This window comes from Streptomyces tricolor, assembly GCF_002155905.1.
Taxonomy (GTDB): domain Bacteria; phylum Actinomycetota; class Actinomycetes; order Streptomycetales; family Streptomycetaceae; genus Streptomyces; species Streptomyces tricolor.
Window position 1 is genome coordinate 1 of the sequence record NZ_MUMF01000597.1, and the last position, 2581, is coordinate 2581.

The 2581-nt window shown below is 67.9% G+C and carries 4 protein-coding genes; 1 reads left to right on the forward strand and 3 read right to left on the reverse strand.

All coding sequences use genetic code 11. The features are described 5' to 3' along the window. Positions 1–7: 7 nt before the first annotated feature. Positions 8–1006 carry an inorganic phosphate transporter gene (locus tag CCN44_RS34715; RefSeq protein ID WP_059251198.1) on the reverse strand — a complete coding sequence of 333 codons (999 nt, stop codon included), beginning with the start codon at positions 1004–1006 and terminating at the stop codon, positions 8–10. Positions 1007–1013: 7 nt separating this feature from the next. Further along, positions 1014–1634 carry a DUF47 domain-containing protein gene (locus tag CCN44_RS34720; RefSeq protein WP_059251200.1) on the reverse strand — a complete coding sequence of 207 codons (621 nt, stop codon included), beginning with the start codon at positions 1632–1634 and terminating at the stop codon, positions 1014–1016. 218 nt (positions 1635–1852) lie between these two features. Here CCN44_RS34720 and CCN44_RS34725 point away from each other — a divergent pair, with 218 nt between their 5' ends. Next, complete coding sequence (locus CCN44_RS34725; RefSeq protein WP_059251203.1) at positions 1853–2161, forward strand: metal-sensitive transcriptional regulator; 309 nt, start codon at positions 1853–1855, stop codon at positions 2159–2161. 104 nt (positions 2162–2265) lie between these two features. On the opposite strand, the gene CCN44_RS45270 is transcribed toward CCN44_RS34725, so the two are convergent. After that, positions 2266–2427, reverse strand: a complete 162-nt coding sequence (locus CCN44_RS45270) for a hypothetical protein (protein ID WP_167404062.1) — start codon at positions 2425–2427, stop codon at positions 2266–2268. Positions 2428–2581: the final 154 nt, after the last annotated feature.

Below are 2581 nucleotides of genomic sequence, written 5' to 3' on the forward strand. Positions count from 1 at the left end.
GGGTGGGTTACAGGGCGACCAGTTTGACCAGGCCGAAGGCCGCGGCGGCTACCAGGGCCGCTGCCGGCATGGTGATGAACCAGCCGAGGACGATGTTCTTGGCCACGCCCCAGCGGACCGCGTTGACACGCTTGGTGGCGCCGACGCCCATGATGGCGGAGGTGATGACGTGGGTCGTGGAGATGGGCGCCTTGAAGAGGAACGCCGTGGTGAACATGATCGAGGCGCCCGTGGTCTCCGCGGCGAAGCCCTGCGGCGGGTCCAGTTCGATGATCTTGCGGCCCAGCGTGCGCATGATGCGCCAGCCACCCGCGTAGGTGCCCAGGGACAGCATCACGGCACAGACGATCTTCACCCAGACCGGGATCGGGTCGCCGTACGTCTCGTGGCCGGAAATCACCAGGGCCATCACCACGATGCCCATGGTCTTCTGGGCGTCCTGGAGACCGTGGCCCAGGGCCATGCCGGCCGCCGACACCGTCTGGGCGATCCGGAAACCGCGCTTGGCCTTGTGCGGGTTGGCCCGGCGGAAGATCCACAGGATCGCCGTCATGACCAGGTAGCCGACGACCAGACCGACGACCGGCGACACGAACATCGGGATGACGATCTTCTCGACGACGCCGCCCCACAGCACGTCCGTACCGCCCGCCAGCGCCGCACCCACCATGCCGCCGAACAGGGCGTGCGAGGAGGAGGACGGCAGGCCGAAATACCAGGTGACGAGGTTCCAGACGATCGCGCCGAGCAGGGCCGCGAAGAGGATCCCCATCCCCGTGGAGCCCTCGGGCGTCTCGATCAGGCCCTCGCTGACCGTCTTGGCGACCCCGGAGCCCAGGAAGGCACCGGCCAGGTTCATCACCGCGGCCATGGCGAGGGCCGCCCGCGGGGTCAGCGCCCGCGTCGAGACCGAGGTCGCGATCGCGTTCGCCGAGTCGTGGAAGCCGTTCGTGTAGGTGAAGAAGAGCGCGACCGCGACGGTCGCGATCAGGGCGAAGGTGTCCATCGACGCCTCAGGACTCCTTGACGGCGATGGTCTCCACCGTGTTCGCCACGTGCTCGAACGCGTCCGCCGCCTCTTCCAGGACGTCCACGATCTGCTTGAGCTTCAGCACCTCGATCGCGTCGTACTTGCCGTTGAAGAGGTGGGCGAGCAGCTTGCGGTGGATCTGGTCCGCCTGGTTCTCCAGCCGGTTGACCTCGATCCAGTACTCGGTGAGGTTCTCCATGGTGCGCAGGTGCGGCATGGCCTCCGCGGTCAGCTCGGCCGCCCGGGCCAGCACCTCGATCTGCTGCTCGACGCCCTTCGGCAGTTCCTCGATGTTGTAGAGGACGACGAGGTCGACCGCCTCCTCCATGAAGTCCATGATGTCGTCCAGGGAACCGGCGAGGGCGTAGATGTCCTCGCGGTCGAACGGCGTGATGAACGAGGAGTTCAGCTGGTGGAAGATCGCGTGCGTGGCGTCGTCACCTGCGTGTTCCGCTGCCCGCATACGCTCTGCGATCTCGGCCCGGGCGGAGGAGTCCGCCCCGAGCAGTTCCATCAGGAGTTTCGAGCCGGTGACGATGTTGTCCGCGGACGCGGCGAACATGTCGTAGAAGCTCGTCTCCCTGGGGGTCAGACGAAAGCGCACGTGGGGTCCTCGGGGTGCTTCGGTTTCGGTCAGGCTGATGCTAGGCGCATCATCCGGCCACGGCTAATGGGCCGCATCCCAGTGTCGCCCATCGGGCAGAGTGGTCAGCACGGGGGCGCACGAAGGGCTCCCTACCCCGGAAAGTTCGTTACCATATACCCACTAGGGGTATCTATCCCGTTTTGTGTCCACAGCTCGTCCCGAGACGGAGGCCCGCGATGACGACGACGACCGAGGCCGGCGCCACGCATGGCTACCACAAGCAGAAGGACGAGCACCTCAAGCGGCTGCGCCGCATCGAGGGGCAGATCCGCGGCCTGCAGCGGATGGTGGACGAGGACACCTACTGCATCGACATACTCACGCAGGTCTCCGCCTCCACCAAGGCGTTGCAGTCCTTCGCGCTCCAGCTGCTGGAGGAGCACCTGCGGCACTGCGTCGCGGACGCGGCCGTCAAGGGCGGTGCCGAGGCCGACGCGAAGGTGGAGGAGGCGACGAAGGCGATCGGCCGGCTGCTGCGCAGCTGAGCCGGGCCCGCTCCGGACAGCGGCCGGTCCGTCGGGCCCCTGGGCCCCCTTGGTCTCCTGGTCCGGCGGCCCGGCGGCCCTGGGTCCGTCGGCTCGGCGGTCCGTCAGTCCGGATTTCGCTCTTCCGCCACCCGCAGCACCTCGTCGATGCTCTCCAGGCTGAGCCGGTCCTCGGCGGCCGAGGCCGCGATGATCAGCTCTCCGCACAGCTCGATCTCGGCGAGGGCCACATGGTCCTGCACCGCCGTGCCGCCGACCGGAGCCACCCGCCTCACCTCTTCTCTGCCGCCACCGCTCCCTAGAGTAGGCAGCGGTCTACACACCGCGCATGGCACGGACGGGCTACTTACGGGGTGGCGACCCGGACTAGTGACTGGCCGGTTTCAGGCCCCGCCCCCGCTGTCCCGGCCCCCGCTGTCC

Bases quoted from the DNA above. Each gene is read 5' to 3' on its own strand.
- CCN44_RS34715 (WP_059251198.1), bottom strand. From the start codon at position 1,006: ATGGACACCTTCGCCCTGATCGCGACCGTCGCGGTCGCGCTCTTCTTC.
- CCN44_RS34725 (WP_059251203.1), top strand. From the start codon at position 1,853: ATGACGACGACGACCGAGGCCGGCGCCACGCATGGCTACCACAAGCAG.